Annotated in this window: 13 protein-coding genes and 1 pseudogene; 7 read left to right on the top strand and 7 right to left on the bottom strand. The window is 48.3% G+C overall.

Annotation, left to right across the window (positions count from 1 at the left end):
- A partial coding sequence (locus ACO6V1_RS17590) for a hypothetical protein (RefSeq protein WP_422467837.1) occupies positions 1-181 on the top strand: 181 nt, incomplete at its 5' end.
- Here ACO6V1_RS17590 and ACO6V1_RS17585 read toward each other — a convergent pair.
- Both ACO6V1_RS17585 and ACO6V1_RS17580 read right to left on the bottom strand, forming a co-directional pair.
- The gene (locus ACO6V1_RS17585; RefSeq protein WP_422467835.1) at positions 147-1,019 is read right to left on the bottom strand and encodes a hypothetical protein; all 873 of its coding nucleotides are present in this window, start codon (positions 1,017-1,019) and stop codon (positions 147-149) included. The genes ACO6V1_RS17590 and ACO6V1_RS17585 overlap by 35 nt on opposite strands.
- On the bottom strand, positions 997-1,203 hold the full coding sequence (locus ACO6V1_RS17580; RefSeq protein ID WP_422462951.1) for a hypothetical protein: 207 nt from the start codon (positions 1,201-1,203) through the stop codon (positions 997-999). The genes ACO6V1_RS17585 and ACO6V1_RS17580 overlap by 23 nt, the downstream gene beginning before the upstream one ends.
- Before the next feature lie 205 nt (positions 1,204-1,408).
- On the opposite strand from ACO6V1_RS17580, the pseudogene ACO6V1_RS17575 reads away from it, so the two are divergent.
- Both ACO6V1_RS17575 and ACO6V1_RS17570 read left to right on the top strand, forming a co-directional pair.
- Positions 1,409-1,627: pseudogene (locus ACO6V1_RS17575) on the top strand (transposase); the annotation flags it as partial.
- Between the two features lie 317 nt (positions 1,628-1,944).
- Complete coding sequence (locus ACO6V1_RS17570) at positions 1,945-8,262, top strand: hypothetical protein (RefSeq protein WP_422467834.1); 6,318 nt, start codon at positions 1,945-1,947, stop codon at positions 8,260-8,262.
- On the opposite strand, the gene ACO6V1_RS17565 is transcribed toward ACO6V1_RS17570, so the two are convergent.
- The gene (locus ACO6V1_RS17565; protein WP_422467832.1) at positions 8,244-9,029 is read right to left on the bottom strand and encodes a hypothetical protein; all 786 of its coding nucleotides are present in this window, start codon (positions 9,027-9,029) and stop codon (positions 8,244-8,246) included. The genes ACO6V1_RS17570 and ACO6V1_RS17565 overlap by 19 nt on opposite strands.
- A gap of 227 nt (positions 9,030-9,256) precedes the next feature.
- On the opposite strand from ACO6V1_RS17565, the gene ACO6V1_RS17560 reads away from it, so the two are divergent.
- Both ACO6V1_RS17560 and ACO6V1_RS17555 read left to right on the top strand, forming a co-directional pair.
- Positions 9,257-9,688, top strand: a complete 432-nt coding sequence (locus tag ACO6V1_RS17560) for a hypothetical protein (RefSeq protein WP_422467830.1) — start codon at positions 9,257-9,259, stop codon at positions 9,686-9,688.
- A 230-nt stretch (positions 9,689-9,918) separates the two neighbouring features.
- Entirely contained in the window at positions 9,919-13,230 is a 3,312-nt protein-coding gene (locus tag ACO6V1_RS17555) for a hypothetical protein (RefSeq protein ID WP_422467828.1), read from the top strand.
- A 179-nt stretch (positions 13,231-13,409) separates the two neighbouring features.
- Here ACO6V1_RS17555 and ACO6V1_RS17550 read toward each other — a convergent pair whose 3' ends face one another.
- The 4 genes from ACO6V1_RS17550 to ACO6V1_RS17535 all read right to left on the bottom strand — a co-directional run bounded on the left by ACO6V1_RS17550 (position 13,410) and on the right by ACO6V1_RS17535 (position 15,844).
- The gene (locus tag ACO6V1_RS17550) at positions 13,410-14,813 is read right to left on the bottom strand and encodes an alpha-amylase family protein (RefSeq protein ID WP_422462959.1); all 1,404 of its coding nucleotides are present in this window, start codon (positions 14,811-14,813) and stop codon (positions 13,410-13,412) included.
- A 167-nt stretch (positions 14,814-14,980) separates the two neighbouring features.
- Positions 14,981-15,151, bottom strand: a complete 171-nt coding sequence (locus ACO6V1_RS17545; RefSeq protein WP_422467839.1) for a zinc ribbon domain-containing protein — start codon at positions 15,149-15,151, stop codon at positions 14,981-14,983.
- A gap of 61 nt (positions 15,152-15,212) precedes the next feature.
- The gene (locus ACO6V1_RS17540) at positions 15,213-15,494 is read right to left on the bottom strand and encodes a hypothetical protein (RefSeq protein WP_422462961.1); all 282 of its coding nucleotides are present in this window, start codon (positions 15,492-15,494) and stop codon (positions 15,213-15,215) included.
- A gap of 62 nt (positions 15,495-15,556) precedes the next feature.
- Positions 15,557-15,844, bottom strand: coding sequence for a hypothetical protein (locus ACO6V1_RS17535; RefSeq protein ID WP_422451100.1), 288 nt, complete (start codon positions 15,842-15,844; stop codon positions 15,557-15,559).
- Between the two features lie 157 nt (positions 15,845-16,001).
- Between ACO6V1_RS17535 and ACO6V1_RS17530 the strand changes: the two genes are divergently transcribed.
- Together ACO6V1_RS17530 and ACO6V1_RS17525 are read left to right on the top strand one after the other, a co-directional pair.
- The gene (locus ACO6V1_RS17530; protein ID WP_422451099.1) at positions 16,002-16,679 is read left to right on the top strand and encodes an HNH endonuclease; all 678 of its coding nucleotides are present in this window, start codon (positions 16,002-16,004) and stop codon (positions 16,677-16,679) included.
- Between the two features lie 965 nt (positions 16,680-17,644).
- Positions 17,645-17,854, top strand: a 210-nt coding sequence (locus tag ACO6V1_RS17525; protein ID WP_422467826.1) for a hypothetical protein, incomplete at its 3' end; no start/stop codon positions are given.

The following is a 17,854-nucleotide window of genomic DNA, read 5'->3' as shown; positions in this document are numbered from 1 at the left end:
GGTAGCGCTCAATGGCCTGTGTCGCTGCGGCTGTGGGGTTCACTGGGAGTATCCTTTTCCGGGTGAGGTTCAGGGGCCAGTACCGGCAACGCCGCTACCTGATTCAGCCAGGCATCGGGCCGTGTCCGACCCTGCGATCAGCCACTTCATGGAACGTCGTACACCGCCGGGTCCGGTCTGACATGGACTTGCACGCAAAACTTTTTATGCGCCTGCTCGATGTCAATCGGGTCCGCAATCCTGTCCACTGGCTGTCCCTCATAAGTAACAGTGATCGATCCAATAATCAGTCCAAGGTCCCGTGCAACTCTGTCCGTGCTCTTGCCGTTGTCCGTCGTTTCCAGGAAGGCCGTTCGAAAATCATCCGAAGAGTAATCGTCTTGATGTTGTTTCAGAGTCTCGATAGTTTTCTTATTCGTTATCGAATCCCGCTCAATGATCTCAGGCAGTTCCAGTAGCCACTCGGACGTGTCAAAACTCAGCTTGTACTGCCGGGCTATCACATTGCTCATATAGAAATCTTTGCGATTAACAGCCCCGGTCTTGGCGTTGTCTATGAATGTCCAGTGGCGTTGGGTGAACTCGTTGATAAAAATATATTCGGCGAGAGGCTCGCCCGGTTGGTTCTTGCCTTCAGTGTTCGCATACCCGGTGGGGGTGATGTGAGTTGAAGTCAGCTTATCGAGTTTAACCAATTCACTGGCATACTTCGTCTCCAACTCCAACAGCCGGTTTCGGATCTGCCGGTCCCGCCAGAGCTCCTCTATGTGCCCACCCAAGGTTTGTACATCAGTGCCTAGCGTTTTTTTGATCATCCGCTGCCTGCTCTTCCTGCCTATCTCCCGGGGCATCAAAGCCCTGAGCTGGCGTTCAAACCCCTTGCGCAGTGTCGGCCGCTGGCTCTCCTCCTGCTCTGCCAGGCGTACAATCCGCCCGTCCGCCGTCAGGCCAAGGGTATTCATTGGCTCATTGCCGGGGGTGTCCGCCAGGTAGCGCTTAATTGCTGTTATGGGGTTCACTGGGAATATCCTTTTCCGGGTGTGGTTTGGGGGCCAGTACCGGCAACGCCGCTACCTGTTTCAGCCAGACATTCAGCAATGGCCGTTTATCATCCGAACACTGCCCGATAATGCCTAACCGGGCCGTGGTAATGTCCGCCTCCGCCTGGATCAGCGTTTTGTGCGCGGCCAGCAGCTTTTCCATAAACGCGACCTGCTCATCCGTGCTAAGAAAAAGCTGGGGTCAGGTTGTTTTTCTCGGAATTGAACTGAGCAAAAAGAGTTTCCAGTTACATGGAGTTGATGCCAAAGGTCATGTGGCTCTCAAAAAGAAACTTAACCGCAAGGAACTCTTGCCCTTTATGGCTAACCTGCCTCAATGCGTTATCGGCATTGAAGCTTGCAAACTTTTGCTAACCATACCCGGCATTGGGTTACTCAGTGCTACAGCACTGTTTGCTGCGATTGGAGATATATCAGCATTTAAAAATGGCAGGGAAATGGCTGCCTGGCTGGGCTTGGTGCCAAAGCAGCAATCAACCGGTGGCGTGCCCACGTTGCTGGGGATCAGTAAACGGGGCGATACCTACCTGCGAACCCTGTTGATACACGATGGAAAACTTTTCCTTGCAAAGCGGGGCGGACCATATAAGACCCTGATTTTATCTCCCGGCCGTTGAACTCCATCATCATCCGGCCATTGTCAATATCAGTTCGTTAGACCAACCTTTACAGGAAAAAATATAACGCGGGAACTTTTACTTAACTGGATGAACTAATGGGATACTTGCTGAGCCAGTTTTCCGTAATTTGTCGTACGGTTGTCCTCCGGGGCTGCTTCTGATTACCGGGCTTTGTACGAAAGCTATTAATACATCTGATCAACCACATGGTACTTCGCCGGTCTTTGTGATCAAAACAGACAATTAGCATTAAGAGCAGCAGTATGGATCCACTCAACACCACATTAAGTCCACAGTTTCTTGATTTAACGATTTCATCACAATCAGACAAGCTGAGCCCTGGTACCCCGCACTGCAGCACTCAGACAACCAGAAAACAGATTCCTGTTATTGCCACAGACCATGTATCAGGCTATGTCACAAGAAGGGTTCCGGAAAAAACCATTGCCGACCGAGTGCATCTTCACCAGCTGACCAAGATTGATTACAAACAGACCTCTGAAAAAAACCGTCTTTTTGAACGACTCATTCCGTCGTTAATGTCAACAACCGGGATGTCGCAAACGTCTGTCCTGACCCATTTGTTACCAGCCCTTGAGTTCACCCCCTATTTAAGAAAAATGAACCGGGAGGAGATGTTCAAAGCCTCAGATCACCCGTCACATCTTCAGACCGGATTGTTACTGGAACTGATAAGCCGGATCAAACAGGGGTATAAACTACAGGAGCTGCATCGCCTGGCAGGTGAGCAACCCGACTCAGCGCAGATAAAAATCAATGGTCAGCCACAGACCATAAGTGTTGGCCTGCATCACTTTACCCGGGAGGATCTCGGTGATGAGACATTCCGCGAGCTGCATGATCGTCTAACCCCTTTCGGAAAAACCGCAGGTAAAGACCCGGGGGTTATTCTGGATCATGTGCAAAAAAGAAAAGCAGTAGCCATGGCTCACTGGCAGAGGGTACTGTTGAAGGTTCTGAAACTTCAGGACTCAGCCATCAAGCAGCACATTGCCCGGGCTCTCAACACAGAGCCCGGTTTGTCACCTGCCACCGGAAAAGAGTGCACGGCACTGACCGCCCTGATTCCAACGCTGAAATTAACCGTCCATCCCGGCTTTACCCTGCTGAAACCACTTTTTTGCTGGCTATCACAACACCATCTGAAAGGCAGCAAACTCAGCAGCCAGCAACTGACCTGGCTGCAAAGTATGGTTACCAGCAAGCTTTACACAAAATTACCAGACCTGAGAAGGACCGGGCTGGAGAAACTCTGCATCTATAAAGAGCGTCTGCTCAGTGGCCATGAAACGGACAACCCTTGTGTGCAGCGGCTAAAAAAGGGAATTGATAAGGCCATTAATGATGCCAGCCCACAACAACTGTCTGACGTCGTTGAGCTGTTTGCCACACTGCTCTGCGACCTCACCCCGTCAGTCAGTGCAGAAAACCGCCTGGGCATTATCTACACATTGCTTAAATTCAGAGACCAGTCCCTGCTGAAAAATCTACTGGCAACAGAGAGCGTTGGTCAGGATATTCTAATAAAAATGTACAAAACCCAACTGATCCTGACCTATTCCATTGACCAACATGTTACTGAAGCCGTAAAGAAGTCCAAAGAACAATCGGTTAATTGCCTGATTAAAACCCTCCAGCTGAGAATGGCGCAGTGCATCGTAATGATGGCATCAACGGATGGGTTATCAGTGCCTTTGGAGGCCGTGAATAAGGCCCAAACCCTTATTGACCATCATAATGAGGGGTTGCAGGCCGTACTGCCCACCAATGAACTTGAGCAGCAAGATACAGGTTATTACTTCGACTATGTGAGCGATCAGGAAAGGTCACAAGGCGCAACACCCGCCCATAATCCTGACCAGCAAGATTCAGATACCAGCCGCGACGATAATAGCTGCGACGATAGCTGCGACGACAATAGCTACGACGCTAATAGCGACCCGCAAGAGTTGCAAGCCCGATTGCGTCCCTATGAACCTGCCAGGCAAGATTCAGATAAGAGATACAACGACGATAGCGACCAGGAATGGTCGCAACCCGTAATACCCGCCTATAATCCTTACCTGGAAGATTCAGATGATAGCGACCTGGAAAGGTCGCAAGCCGAATCCGATGATATTCCTTACCTGCCAGATTCAGGTGATAGCTACAGCTACGATAGCGACCCGGAAAGGTCGCAAGCCGTAATACCCGGTCATAAGCCTTACCTGCCAGATTCAGATGATAGCTACGGCTACGATAGCGACCTGGGAGAGTTGCGAGACGCGCTGCGCGCCTATAAACATGACTCGCAAGATTCAGACGACAGCTACGACGACGATATCGACGAGGAAGGGTTTCAAGCCGTACAGCGCACCTGTGGACGTTACCGACCCTATGCCAATAACAGCGACGACGGTGAACGCTGGGAAAAACTGTCCGACATGGGGTTCCGGGGCCGTATTTACGACAGAGAACCTTCTGGCAACAACACCATTTCAGCAGAGAACTATCTTAGCGTTCCCGACTATCTGCTGACCAGTGACCATGCTGTCACACTTGATCCACATCATCTGCTTCTGCCCAGGGACAAACACTTTCGTATTCCTTCAGTAAGACTTGAAGACGATTCACGTCAGCGGAGGATTGAACGAATGGGGCGCGACGAACAAAAACTACGGGAGGATTTTCTGCTATCGACCCGATCAACCGACCTGACACAACCGGTTGACTGGCTAAAAATGGAGTTACCCATCACCTTCTTGTTTACCGGGAGCGCTCAGGATAAAAGTCAAATTACCTATGTCTACCAGGTTTTCAACACCGAAGTGCTGCCGGTTATTCAGCAAGCGAGCAGAGAAAACGACAGCGCTGTTTTCCCAGGCAGTGACAATGTACAAACGTCACTGAAAAGGCCGCTCACTATCCGCTCCTCCACCGAGTCTGTCCCCCGAAAAGCGCGAAAAACAGAAGACTCTTCTGCCAGCATCACCGAACTCCCCCCTGCAGAACGGGAGACTATGGACGTTATCAGGGAACTGTTGGCAGTGGCAGAAACCACAGAGCCAGGCCTTAACCTCAGGGCCATCATCACCCATTTTCAGGGCCGGGCATCAAGCCAGACATTATGCTCTCTGTTACAGCATATAGAAGCCCTCCTCCCCGGGCTGCCTGACACTAACATGCGCAAACAGCTGCTGGAGCTGACGGCCTTTCAGTTATTTGCCGATTTACACCCAACAGACAACCCATTCAGGAGTTTCATCAAAACGCTGTATATCATTCAATCCAGAAGCCGTTCTCTCCGGTTCGCCAATGACTATTACGGTCGCTACGCTAACAGTGAATCCAATAAACTAAAGCTGCAAATGAGTGAGCTTTTCAAAAACGAGTGGTGCCAACCTGACGGTTTACTGGGGAACAGGATCCGGCAGTCGGTGAAAGCCGCTTTCTGGCAAAGTGATCGCAGTTGCAGCTATCAGCAAATAATGGATTCCGTCTTTGAATCCATCCGTCCATCGAAGCAGCCCTCTGATGACTACCCACACATAATTGACCAGATGATCAATAAAGTAGAAAGAAGAATGGAGCAACGGTGGGAATTAAGCAGCCTGAAGCAGCAGCAACAGATATTAACGGCCCATCACCAGCCTGCCTACCAGGAAGACCTTAGCCTGGCCATCAAAGACCTGATTAAAGTCGCTTCCGGACTTTGTCAGCAGTTTCTTCCTGAAGAGCGCGTCAGTAGAACAACACCGAAAGCCTGCGACGCTTCCGGTATTGATTCTGACATGGCAATGTCTGACCAGAACCCCCATGAGGATAGAGCCCAGCTGTCCAGATGCTACCTGTACGACCAACTCAAGGCACTTATCCCACTGATTGGCACCTGGCTCAATCAAATCAATGACGATGGTCTGATTACCGAGAAAGAAGCTACTAAAGCCGGAATAGATCGGCTGGAACAGTTTGCCAACAGCACGATCAGGGCCGATCGCCCCATTCAAAATGAGGACGAAACCTTACAGCAGATTATTGCGTTGTGTGATCAGTTCCACCAGGTACAGCAGGAACACAGCCAGTGGCAATCAACCCATGAGATAGCGTCCATCCATAACCAGTGGATTGAAACCAGAAATACGCTGAAACATCTCTCGAAAATACACCAGTTCACTCCCCCACAGGCGCTGCAGGAACAGATAAACGCGTTCATTCGTGGGCCTGAAAACCCTGAACTATCCCCGGAGGACCGGAAACTGCTGGACACTGTTTCTGCATTAAGAACCCGATACATTACATCAGGGCCAGTCAGCAGGGCTCTGTTTCATCGAGACATCTGTGAGTTCAGTCAACAGCCTGAGCTACTGGCCCAACGTATTGTCGAGGTGGGCCAGACATGGAGTGACAGTGCTCGGGCTCAGCTTAATAAATATCGATCATTACAGCACACACTGGACTTTCTGCAACACGAAGACCCCATGTACAGCACACCTGATCTTGAGCAACAAAAAGCTCTGTACCGGACCCGTGAAAGGCATGACCATAGCATGTCCAGCTTGCGGAGCGAGCAGGAAAGGTGTGAGTTACACCCGTTGCATGGGATTGATTACCAGCATAACCAAACTCTGCTATCAACATTGGAGTCGATGGCACAGGCTCATACTGCAAAACATTCCGGTATTGATACGGAGCCACTGAGCAAACAACAACAACAGCAATTGCAGGAAGTCATTGAGTCAGCTCCTTTGGAGTCGGCATTACCTGCCGGTGCCAGTCTGTTCGACTTGATCGGTATGGGAGCAAACAGCCAGCCGCTGAAAACGGCCGCGAGCAACCGCTCCCGCAAATTTTTTAGCAGACACCAAAACTTCGGCTTCAACGTGTTTGAGACTATGGATATACTCAAGGAAAAGAATATCGGAAAGATTAACCGTCTAAGAAAACAGATTGAGAGAGAAAACACAATCCTGGTCGCAATGGGAAAGGTGTACAACAAAATGGTCAGGAAGTTACAAGAAGGTAAGGAAGAACTGTTTCATCTGTTAGAAAACCGAATGCATTGCGAGATAATGATTGAAGACCGGGCGTATTCCTACGCTGATGCACTTATTGCCTATGATAACAGAGATGATTATCACGGCTTGAGCTATGCCAGCAGTGCCCAGCACCAGGCAACTTCAACGCTGTATTCAAAGGGATTGCAAAACAAAAGAAACCATGAAAGATATCAAGAAGATATGCAATGGCTGGAGTTTGCAGGGAAATGTCAGTCTCGCCATATCGACCCGGAAATCCTTCCGGATGTCGTCGATTTAATGGAGCTGGAAAGTCTGGTATCCATTGATGATATAGAAAACAAAATGGCGGAATTACAACAACAAATTCAGGCAACGCGAAACACCATTGCTAAAAATTCAGCGCGGGTCAGGGCAGCGGTTGCACAACTGGAAGCCAGCCTGAAGCCAGAGCTTGAGGCTCAGAAAAAAACCACAAAAGCCGCCGAGCTGGCACTGTTCAGCAGAGCCTTTGAAAATGGACATCACTTGACAAAAGAGCGCGCTATGCAGCGGGTGTTGTGTCAATATCTCCGTGAAAACAAAGATACTGCCAGCGTTATTGAAGAAATTGTTGAGGACTGTAAAGCTCAGGAAAAGCACGTTCCCTGCAAATATACGGATATCATTGAGCCTCCCTGGCCAGGTATCGATGAGCGCCACTGCCAGTGGCGGTCAACGGACAACCTGCCGTTCCAGATTATTAATGTCTCGGGGGCATTCCCCTTACTGGAGTCACTGTATAAAAACGGCAGAATCTCATCATGGAAACTGCTTGGGCAGGATGATGACGGCAAGCCATCCAGCGCGCTGATTTTCGCAGCAGCAAAAGAGCGCAACAGGGCTTGCGAAACAATGATCAAATGCCTTGAAGAAACCCAGTACCTCGACCTGGGTTCCTTTAATCGGTTGCTGACAGCCAACCCTTCCGGTGATAACAGAAACCTTCTGCACCTGATAGCGCAACTGGCAAAGCCAGCCCTGCTTAAATCCCTGCTGCAACTGCTCAATAATGTCAGTAATAGGCAGGATCTCGATGCAGACTATCCTTCCGATTGCCTGCAAAACCGGATCGCCCTGGATCGGGAACACTTGTTAAAAACACTCTTGACCAAGGCCGATTATGAAGGGCTCTACCCCACCGACCTGTTGCTGTTCAATGTTGCTAAAAGAATCCGGGAATGGCCAGAAGATAATGTTCAGGCACTCGCCAGCTTTAGTAATGATTTTCTGATCAATGAGGCCAAAAGCCTATGGATAACCGTGTCGGAGTCTCTCAGTGTTGAGCAGTCCGGCAAGTCCATTGAATGCTTTATGAAAGGTATTGATAACCTCGAAGGACTATCTCTGGAAAAACGACAAGCCACTGAAATCTTCCTGAGAAAACTGATGCGTATATTCAGAGTGCACGGTCCTGCCGGGCTGCATGAACAACTGATGGCTCAGATTACCCGGGCAGACCATGCTATCGAGACATCTGACCAGCATGAACATTCAGTTCCAGCCCATCAAGGTGCAAATTCATGATACAGAACCCACTCAGTAAACAGTGCTGCTGGTACCGCCTCATGATCTTCGGCGCGCAAGTAGTCAACCAGCAGATCGTAGAGCGGGTTGCGGCATAAATTTTCCGCCTTGCCCCTGGCCAGGTCAGCTACTGTGACCCGCTGGGTGTACTCGGCAAGCGGTTTGGCATGGGAACAATGCAGGGTGTGTTCAAAACCATCGCCGTATTCCCATTGGTCATAGCACCCGGCGGGAACTACCGGCTGGATTGCCTGCATCAGATTCGCACCAAAGGAAGTAATATCTTTTGGTAATATCAGACAGTCGCCCAGTGCCAGGGCATGCACCTTTCTCTCGCTGTTGCCCGTCGCCGGACTCACGACCATGGCTGAGTCTTTTTCTCGAAAATACTGATGAAAAAAATAGGTGGCTGACAAGAGTGTGCATCCTGACCAGACATAATCAATAATCAGCACTTTTCGATTGCTGGCTAGCGACCCAAGAACCTTATCAAAATGATGAAAAAGAGCCTTCTGTTGTTCAGGAGTCATCTTTTGTTTAAATCCAACCCTGCCCTTTTTACAGGTTTCCAGAAACTGAAAATCGGAAAGCGGTATATTGCATGCCGCGTCTTTTCCTAACCGCCCCTGAAGCTCTGCAATGACCGTTGCCGGGCTTCGGCCTATCCCGATGTACAGAAATTCCTGTGGAGGAAAGACCGTGATCACTCTGTCTGACAATTGTTTCAGTTCGCGGATGAACAGAGACTTTATATTTTTGCTGTCCATGAGCGCTTTCAGAGGCCTGAATCTCTCGTCATCAACACTGAACAAGTGCTTTTCGGTGACAGCCTGTACCTTTATTTCCGGCAGAGCCGGAGGGGGCGGGCTGGCAAAACAGCCCAATGATCCTGATGTTGTTGGCGTCACCTTAACCTGCATTTATTTTGTAGTCAGAAGAAAGTTTCGGCATAGATAATCCTGACAGATCAAAACCAGTTTCTGATCAATATACATTGGAGAACTCCAGTGATAAGTCCATCAAGTATACGCTACCGTCAACACCAGACATTCCTTTTGATCAGCAGATCTTCTTACCCACGTGTCAGCCTGAGACCAGTAAGGCAACACAAACGTACCATTTGAATCCGGTTTATCTATTAATCAACCTTCCTGACGAAGTCTCTGAACCACAAATGTCACCACCAGCTACTGCAATAACCCCACTAAACCTGAACCAGACTTCAAGTGATAACATCCAGGCAAAAAAAATAGTTGAAGCTCCCCCTTCAATAATGAAGCGCCAAAACAAGCTCAGAAGTGAGCGCCAAAAAGCGCGCTACCAGAATGATCCCGCTTTCGCAGAGCGAGAAAAGAAACGTTCCAGGGAGCAAAGAATACAGCGTCGCAAAAATCAGGGAATTAGATATCCGGGTTCGTCCGCCTGACCTGCCTGGCTCCGGATTTTAAAGAACCTTTCGGTATTTTTTTTGTCTGATGCTTATATTCGCTTGAATTCAGATTACGTTATGGTGCCCCCATGCAAAAGGCAGTGCATTGAACCGGGCAAGGGTCTTTCGGGTTTGATCAGCACGACACGCTTAAACATCAATAGACACTCTGAAACAACAATAAAATGTAAGTCGGATACGATTTTAAATGCAAGGAGATCATTGATATGTCCATACCTCAGCAGGGAACAGGCCCAGGTTCACCGGTATTTAATGAATCACAATCGGCAGGTGACAATTATCACCCTGTTACTGCATTAAACGGTCAGTTTGCCGGAATGATGGTCCGTGTTGTCAATGCGTCAAAAGAAGCGGGTTCCGGAAATCAATACAGACCGATAAGTTTATTGCGCCGGGGTTCCCGATATGCCCTAACCACTCACCATAAGCGCTTTGATGAGTTTCTGATGGGATCAGACCGGGTCCTTACTATTCTGAAACCTGAACGCGGCTGCGATATGCGCTGGGCTTTTAAACAAGATGTTGCTTCAGATGCCAATGGAGAACCCCAACATCTGCACTCGAAACGTATCAAGAAAATTACCAGTTGGGATGTGTTAACAACGAAAATGGATGAGTGGGAACGCAGATGGCATTCGTTATTTGACGGATCACCTTTTAGATTATCCTCAGGTCACATTGGCAAGAATGGCTATTTACTCCACAAAGCGCATCCCACATTCCGTACGAAAACCGGCAAATATCCCGAGATTATCTGTCAAATTAATTTTGACCGCATGCACTATGGCTATCTTCTTGACTTTGGCAGGGAACTTTCTTTTCGTCGTATTGAAGAAGTTATGGGCAATATCCTGACGCTTGAGCAAAAGAAAGGTAACCTGTCCGGTGGTGAGTTTCGTGAACCGGTTAAACTGTGCCTGTTCAACAGCTTTCAGGGCGTGGTTCACTCCCCGGTGACACTCAGCCGTGCACAGGTGCAACAGCTGCAATACCACACCCATGCTTTTTCCCGATATGGGAGCGTCATTGGTTATGAGCATAACCTTTACCAGTTATTGAGCCAGTCCGGCTGTGAGCGATTCCTGAAGCTGTTGGCAAATATCCCACAGCAGGTCAGCACGGTAGCTGTGGAGTTTGGAGAAGAGAATATTGATATCAACGCCCTCCTGACAGCCATTGAGCACTACGATTCAGCAAAATTCATGAACGCACTTTCAACCCTGGACGACAGGGTTAAAAGTCCGGTCGGTTTACCCAATCTATTGATGGAGGCGTTGATCAGGCAATGCCCGATAAAAGAACATTTTCCCGGAATCCTGTACGACGGGGCAGATAATACTTATGAACAACGGCGCGTCAAACTCAGCTGGGATTACCTCCTGCAGCAAACCAAATCCCACTTTGCGGCACAAGCTGTTATTTGTCGGGAGCTATTAAAACACAAATTGTTTGTACCATTATTATCAGGGTCACCAGAGTGTTCAGGAGTCTCCCACAATAATCCGTTGGTGTGCTGTCTTCTGATCGCATACGGTACAAGAGTCCATCTCACTCCAGCCCTGAACTTGCCTGACTGTACCTTGTTAATATCTGCCAAACATTTTCGCAGGGCGAATCTGCTGACAGCAGATGAAGCCGATATCATACGACACGAGATGCTGTGGTCACTTCTTTGCCAAAGTGACGATGGCCCCGTTACTGATCCTGACGAGATTATCAGTCGCTTGTCGACCTTAAAGAAGCTATTGCTCAGGTATCATGACAACTACAGGAGGAAGTTCGGTAGTATCCATCTTCATCAGATGGTCGATGAACTGTTTGGCATAGAGTTTTATTATCGCTTTGTTGTCAACCGATCTGATAACGGGGGTGCAGTCAGGGAATTTCTGGAACAGCGATTATCACCCCGGAGCTACAGTGATGAACAGTTACGTGCACATTTAGAGCTTATAGCGACGCGCAAATCCTCTGTTAGCGATAATGTTATTATGTTCCTGGGTAAGGCCTATTGCTTTTCTATTCCAGCTGTGGTCCGGTCAATAGAACACGGTGCAAACCAGCTTGCCTGGCTGGAGACATTTCTGGCATCCCCGCCAACCTTTGAGAGCAGGGAAAACCTGCCTGATAGCCGCTATGGGTCAATTACCCAGGTGGTCGGTCAGCATTATTACCAGTTTCCCCATCCCTACAGGGCACAAACCATCCTGACGGAGGGCATACAACCCTTTTATCGCAAATGGCACGGACTGGATCACGCCCTGCGCACCCAGCTGGCCACCGAATTCCTTATGGATCAAACGGTGTTGCCGCACTTTCATAAGCCATTCCGGGAGTTACTGCTTAAGCATCCCCAGTTGCTGGAGTTGCTGCCCATTGCCGAACTCTACCACGATGCTGTCGCTGAAGATGAGCATAAAGAGGTTGAAGAGCTTCGGGCAGCGGAACTGTTCCAGCGTGATATGACCGGGTTGCAACAGTACCCCGGGCAGCTGGTTACTCTGGTGGCCAGCGCCCTGAGAAACAAAAATTGTAAAATGATGGATGTGGGTAACCCGTCGTTTACCCCTGACCACCAATGCCCGGAGGATGAGTTACTGCTGCGCCAGGTGCTGCGCTTTGGGGATATAGTGGATATCCTTCGGGTCAAACCGCCCCGGGAGGACTTTCCGACAATCAGACTGTCAACTGACTCAGCCGCAATGGACACCCTGGAAATGATCCATGATGGCCATTTTCATCCGGAAATGATCGAACTGTTGGCCGTGGTCAATAACCCGCAATTCACCCTGCTGATCCAGTCAGCATTGTTGAGTTTTCGGGATCTGGCCAGCATTACCGGTGGCTGGCATCACCAGATGACCAATCCGTTCACCCGTAAATACCATCTCCCGGTTGATAACCATAAACGACGATTACTGATTGAACAGGCACCGAATCCCTATCAGTGTTTGCGTGAGTGTCTGGATGATCTGGTCCGGTTAGTTATCGCTGAGAAAGCCGGTATCTCAGCCTGCTTTGCAGAACACCCAAGGCCCGAAGATTCCCGGCTGCCTGACTGCTGGGATCCGGATATCGGCTCCGGTGGCGCTTATCGAAGTCTGCACAATGAAGAGGAACTTCGACAAATCAAGTTACCCGAAGCAATGACCCTGGCAGATAAGATCATCGTGGCGGCTGATCAACCCGGGCTGGAAGATCGGATTCCCGCTGGCATCCGTGATGCTCTGGAAGCTGAGGCGTTGCGGCTCCAGCAGGAGGCCATCCTGCCCGCTGTTGGTACCCCGGCACAATCTGAACTGGAGCAGATGCTCCTACAGCCCGGCTCTCCGGGTGCCCGTCTACTCAATGAGCGCGGTTATATCGTGAAGTCACGTGCACATGAAGGGAGAGTTTTTTACCAAATGGTGCCCAATTCCGGGCTTGCAAGGGACTCTTTGCTCCTGCTACCACAGTATGATGACAAGACAACGGGCCCCGCTGCCAAGATGCCACTGGCAAATATATGCAGGTTGCTGTAGAAGACACGACCACACAGCTCAGCCGTCAGTACCAGGGCGATCTAACCGTTGCCAGACCAACCGTTTTGATGGCAGGTTCTCACAGACGTCCCCTGACCCCATTGCACAGGCCTGAACCGCAGCCCTTTTTTCACTCTGCTGCAAAGCATATAAAAGCGAAAATTTTTCAGGTTAGACCATCACTGCCGCATCCACATTTTTGCCTTGCGCCCCGGTATGTAGAGCCGGTGAAATTGGCTGCTGACTATGAATGTGTCAGCAGGTTCCAGTACATCAAAGTAAGTTTGGTGCCAAAAGAATTTATGTTCCTGAGTGTTTACCCAGTATTCCTGGCCATGTTCACACTTGTTAATACCAACCACCCCGGTAGCGTCAGACTCTCCCCGGCTAAACAGCAGAAAACAGTCACCATGCCCTATTATTTTCATGGGTTGCCCCTGGTTTGCCCTGTGGAATTCAAGCATGGCTGTTAAGCTGCCGGACCTGTACGCATCTGCCCAGCGGTTGTCCCCGCTCTCGTTATGATCGGAAAACACCAGGGGGACGCCACCGTCACGTCCCATGATATAGGCATAGGCCAGCTGCTCATCAGTCTCGTCCATGATCAGGTAACGAAAGCCCTGGTTATTGGGAATGTCATGGGTGGTAACAAAAGTAATGGCTCTTCCTGGCTGAAGAGCCTGACCATAGGCAAGGGGATCAACAAGAAGGTTCAGGCTTCCGCCGATTTTGAAAGCATTATACAGGCTACTGAATAGCGGGAAATCGTAAGCGGCAAAGCCTGTACCATCCAGGTAAGGTTTCAGAAACCTGTCGTATTCAGAGTTTCCCGCCCCACCACTGGTAATGATCTCTCCAAAAATGTGCATACCATGCTTGATGTCAGCCGTGATGACCTGGTTTACATGCTCAAGGGGCATATGCTTTGCTGCGTCAATCCTGAAGCCCTTGACCCCCATGTCACGCAAACTCCGAAGATACTTTTGTTGCTGTTCAACAACCCAGTCATTGTTAACCAGGTCCGGCAGACCGGTATCCGGGGGAGCGCCACAAAGCCGCCAGTTTTGAACCTCATAAGTCGAGTTATAGTTATTGATGCAGGTTGCAGGATTGAAGTCCGAGGCAGAGAAGAGGTTCTTGCCCAGGTCGCCAAAAAGCCTCAGGGAGGAGTACTTTGTGGGGCTGGCTGCGTATTGTGCAAGGATTTTTTGCCCGGGAAAATTAAGATCATCCCGTTCATAAGCTTCGTTGGCCATGTGATTCAGGACGATGTCGGCATATACGACCACACCATGCTGTTTAAGGGTATTAAGCATTTGCCTGAAGTCATTGGTGTCCCCCAAAGGGTTTTCTATCACACGGTAGTCCTGGGGCTGGTAACGAGCCCACCATTCTTCACCGGTGCTTTTCAGTGGCGGGGATACCAGGACCATCTGGTAGCCCAGCTTACCTAGCTCATCAGCTTTTTCGCTGACTTCCGAGTACTTCCAGTTGAAAGCATGAAGAATGACGTTGGCGCTACTGTCTTGAAGAATAAGGAGAAAGAGAAAAAGGTAGACGAGGTGACGTATGAATTTATACATAATGGAACCAACCTGGTCGAGAGAAAGGAATGTTGAAGAATGGAGGCAGGCTTGAGGGTGACATTACCCGCCCTATCGGGCTAGACTTCTGACTTCTCAGGCTGCAACCGGCGATAAGCCGGATTTACGCAAGCCTCCATCAGCAGAAACGGAATGCCCTTCCGCCTTTAATCTAAGGATGCCTTGCTGCCGAATGTTTTGGCAGCGTTAATATCCCTGTCGTGGATTGCTCCACAGGAACAGACCCATGACCGGACTTTCAATGGCATCTCATTTCGTTTCTGGCCACAGCAAGAACAGGCTTTTGACGATGGAAACCACTGGTCAATCTTGACCAGGTGATCTCCTGTCTGCTTTGCCTTGTACTCCAGCCTGGTGATCAGCGATGACCATCCGGCATCAGAGATAGCTTAGGCCAGTCGTCTGTTCCTGACCATGTTTGGATTTGAAGCGAGGCTTACCGGCTTCAAGTTTGGGGCTAAAGAAGTTCTGAAATGCCCTATCCAGATTAATGATGGCCTGCTGCAAGGCAATGGAATCAGCATCTTTCAACCATTCGTACCGGCGGCTTTTCCTGGCCATGGCCAACAAGGGTGATTGAATCGTAGCGGTTTTCTTGTTCAATTCCAGAGTTACTTTGCGTGCTTTACGGGCATTTCGCCCTATGTCATTCTGGTTCAAAAATCATAATCAGAGAATATAATGGTCATAGAATTGGGAGCCTCTGGTTAGTTATCTATGGATTACAACCTAAATATAGTTAAATCATATTTCTCTGCCTGCTCATCAATTAACCGCCGTATAGCCTCAACACCAATTTTTTCATCGTACCACTTCGCAAAAAACTCTTTCATATCTCCGCCACAAATTATATCAACAGCACTAATACCATACCTCTGGTAAGCATATTCATCAGCGTACTTGAGAATTTCCTGATCTCCAGAACCGTATGCCCCATCGTTATAAAATTCTGAAAACTCATCATTTACTTCTTCTATGGAAGCTTTATGCCCATCAATTAGTTTGCTCATATTTTGACCTTCTATAACTATCCCTTAACGAAAACCAGTAAGTATCATTAGCAGCTTGTAACAAGATCAATTAAAATTGTAAAATTATAGAAACTTACAACTTTTATCAAATTCAGATTACACCATTTTTACCAAATTAAATTTTAGGGAAATAACTGTGACAACAATATGGACTGAAGAAGAACTTGAAGCTTCTGTGCTTGCCTATATGGACATGCATAAAAAAGACACAAAAAACGAACATTATATTAAAAAAAATTACTACTCCGACCTATCAAAACGGTTCGGCAGAACCGAAAAAGCATTTGAGTATCGAATGCAGAATATCTCTTATGTTATGTCTCTTATGGGACGAAAATGGGTTAAAGGACTAAAACCTGCAAAGAATGTTGGCTCCAACCACATAGAACTTATCGAAAGACTGATATCAAAAGCAGAAAGCAAAAGTTATGTTGGTCAAGCGACGTTTGAAAGCCAGGTTTCTGAGTTAAAAAAGAAAAAAACACTTTCAAAACCACTTGGAGAGTTTAAGCCTCAAATTGTTACTACTCAAGTAACCCAGTACCAGCGAGACCCAAAAGTAAAAGCCTGGGTTCTTAAAGAAGCAAATGGCTATTGTGAGTGCTGTGACAGTGAAGCTCCATTTCTCACTGCTGAAGGTGAACCTTTTTTGGAAGTACATCATTTGAGACACTTGGCAGATGGAGGGTCCGATAGGGTAACTAACGCCATAGCCTTGTGCCCTAACTGCCATCGAGAATTTCATTACGGTCAGTCTATGACTACCAAACTGGTAGCTTTGTATGCTAAGCACAGCCGACTTATCCGCGAGTAACATTGCAATTTTGCGTAATTGCTGATTTTCAATAATACTCAGTCCAAATTTTAAGCACCCTATACGACTGCGTTTTCTATGGCCTGAATATCGGGATCAGCCCAAAGTGGATGGTTCATCCTCTCCACCAGCTTGAGAAAGCCATCAGCCAAAGACTCATTCACAGAGGAGAGAAATGTAAGGAGTTGTCTGGAAATAACTTCCCTATTTTCATTGCCTGACTCCGTTCGGACTGAGCTTGTCAAAGTTCGGTGGCACTACCCTTCGACAAGCTTCAGGGTGAACGGAAACCGGGAACTTATTAAAAGACAATTCCTTAAAATGGACTGGCCTGCATTCAGGTGATCTCATCAAACGCCATGACTTTGCGGGAAAATATTTCCAGGCACTGCATCCATAGCCACAAGACAAGAGCAGGCAGTGCGTCTTTTTTAGCTTGATTTGCCCAAGAGCGATAGGAGATATTCAGACCCGTCAACTCGTTAAATTTACGGTGCAGATCCGCCTGGGTGTCGCAGATTCCATCACCAGAGAGGGCATCGATCAGTGAGAGAAAAAATCCAAAGGACGGATATCTCGCTGCCGTATAGTAAAACCAAGCTGTTCCGCCATACTGAGGAGTTCTGACTGATCAAAACAGGTCAGCATTTTTTTCAACTAATCTACTATTTGTAGTACTCATCTTATTCAGTCTTGATAATGGTTTCGAAGCTTTATTTTGGCTGTTCCGGATGAGTTCTGCACTGTAAGTACTGCTTTATTTGCCTTAATGTCTACCCTAAGAACAGATCTTTATGGGATTTATCTTGCCAATAAACAGACACACAGACACCGTCTCCAGAATCGTAACAACTGACAACACGATTCTGACCAAAAAGGAAGTTCAGTTTGAATCAACAGCACAAAAATGATGATCAGTCCGGACCGGCCAGAACCGCTACCCTGTTTGATGCAGAAAATATTACTTGGCAACTGGAGAGCAGGCGATTGAGCTAACCATTGATTTTGGCAACCCCATACTCAGGGCGTATGCTGACTTTTCTATAATTCATACCAGAGGTTGGGAAAAGCCGACACTAAAACATGGCATTCGTACCATTAACCAGCTCAGATATAACAGTAAAAACTCTTATGCTAACCTCTCTTTGGCCAAAAGGATCTTCTCTAAAATTAAG

The organism is Endozoicomonas sp. ALC013 (assembly GCF_049310205.1).
Taxonomy (GTDB): domain Bacteria; phylum Pseudomonadota; class Gammaproteobacteria; order Pseudomonadales; family Endozoicomonadaceae; genus Endozoicomonas.
The sequence above is the reverse complement of the archived record's forward strand: the minus strand, read 5'-3'. Positions and strand labels throughout refer to the sequence as shown.

What these genes read in the sequence shown, in the direction of transcription:
- ACO6V1_RS17580 (WP_422462951.1), bottom strand. Translation starts at nt 1,203, where the DNA reads ATGGAAAAGCTGCTGGCCGCGCACAAAACGCTGATCCAGGCGGAGGCG.
- ACO6V1_RS17570 (WP_422467834.1), top strand. Translation starts at nt 1,945, where the DNA reads ATGGATCCACTCAACACCACATTAAGTCCACAGTTTCTTGATTTAACG.
- ACO6V1_RS17565 (WP_422467832.1), bottom strand. Translation starts at nt 9,029, where the DNA reads ATGGACAGCAAAAATATAAAGTCTCTGTTCATCCGCGAACTGAAACAA.
- ACO6V1_RS17555 (WP_422467828.1), top strand. Translation starts at nt 9,919, where the DNA reads ATGTCCATACCTCAGCAGGGAACAGGCCCAGGTTCACCGGTATTTAAT.
- ACO6V1_RS17550 (WP_422462959.1), bottom strand. Translation starts at nt 14,813, where the DNA reads ATGTATAAATTCATACGTCACCTCGTCTACCTTTTTCTCTTTCTCCTT.
- ACO6V1_RS17535 (WP_422451100.1), bottom strand. Translation starts at nt 15,844, where the DNA reads ATGAGCAAACTAATTGATGGGCATAAAGCTTCCATAGAAGAAGTAAAT.